We start from the raw sequence: 1,352 nt of genomic DNA on the forward strand, positions 1-1,352 counted from the left end.
CGGCGCGCGGCAGTCGCTGGAGACCCCGCGCGGCCAGGCCGGGCGCGGCTTCTGGCAGGCCGCCTTCCCGACCCATCCGGCCGGGCGCCCGGCCACAGGCACGGCGGAAACCCTGGCCGCGGTGACCGTCGATGGCATGCGCGCCGGGCTCGCCGCCCAGCTGCGCCGTGATGGCGTTCTGGTCGCGGCCTCAGGCGCCATCAGCCCGGCGCAGCTGCGCTCCCTGCTGCCCGAGCTGCTCGGCGCCCTGCCCGCCGGCGCGCCCGAGGCGCCGCCCGCCCTGCCGGCCTTCACCGAATTCGGCCGCCAGGTTCTGCCGGTGCCCAGCCCGCAATCGCAGATCATCCTGGGTCAGCCGGGCATTACCCCGAACGACCCGGACTGGGAGGCGGCGCAGATCGTGCTGCGCATCCTGGGCGGGGGCGGCTTCTCCTCCCGCCTCATGGAGGCGGTGCGGGTGCAGCGCGGGCTGACCTACGGCATTGGCGTCGGGCTCGACAGCCTGTTCGGCGGGGGCGTCATCACCTGCGGCTTCGCCACCGAGAATGCCCGCGTGGCCGAGGCGCTGGAGGTCACGAAATCCGTCTGGTCCGACCTTGCGGCCCGCGGCCCGACCGAGGCGGAGCTCGAGGAAGCGGTGGCGTTCCTCACCGGCTCCCTGCCGCTGCAGTTCACCGACAGCCGGCGCATCGCCGCCACGCTGCTGGCCATGCGGCGCAACGGGCGCGCGATCGACTGGCTGGACGGGCGCAACGACCGGCTGCGCGCCATCACGCAGGGCAAGGCGAAGCAGGTCGCGGCAAGCCTCCTGAAACCCGAGGCGATCGCCGTCACCATCGCGGGGCAGCCCCAGGGGATTTAAGCCTGGATGTAGCGAGAGGGCGCTGCCCTCTCGCGCTCTCCCGCCAGGGGGCGACGGCCCCCTAGACCGCGGGCATCAGCTCGCGCCGGCCATCCCGGAGATGCCCTGCAGCACGATCCCCTCGGTGAGGATCTGCGGCAGCACGCGCGGCGCGGCACCGCCCGCGGGGTAGAACAGGTAGAGCGGCACGCCGTCGCGCTGGTGCGCGCGCAGCAGCGCCGTGATGGCAGGGTCGCCGCGCGTCCAGTCGCCCGTGAGATAGGCCACGTTGCGCTGGGCGAAGGCGCGCTGCACGCCCTCGGTCGCCAGCGCCATGCGTTCGTTCACCTTGCAGGTGATGCACCAGGCGGCGGTCAGGTTCACGAAGACCGGGCGGCCCTCGGCACGCAGGGCGGCGACGCGGGCCTCGGACCAGGCCTCGTGCGCGGCCACGGCGCTGCGCGCGGCGGCGGGCGTCGCACCCTGCACCAGCGGCAGCAGCGCCAGCGCG

The 1,352-nt window shown here is 74.7% G+C and carries 2 protein-coding genes; one reads left to right on the forward strand and one right to left on the reverse strand.

The annotated features are described in order from the left end of the window. A partial coding sequence (locus HW578_RS26600; RefSeq protein ID WP_198373703.1) for a M16 family metallopeptidase occupies positions 1–862 on the forward strand: 862 nt, incomplete at its 5' end. 75 nt (positions 863–937) lie between these two features. Here the strand turns inward: HW578_RS26600 and HW578_RS26605 are convergent. Continuing rightward, on the reverse strand, positions 938–1,352 hold a 415-nt coding region (locus tag HW578_RS26605; RefSeq protein WP_198373704.1), incomplete at its 5' end, for a thioredoxin family protein.

The sequence above is a fragment of the Roseomonas rosulenta genome, from assembly GCF_016106005.1.
Taxonomy (GTDB): Bacteria; Pseudomonadota; Alphaproteobacteria; order Acetobacterales; family Acetobacteraceae; genus Neoroseomonas; species Neoroseomonas rosulenta.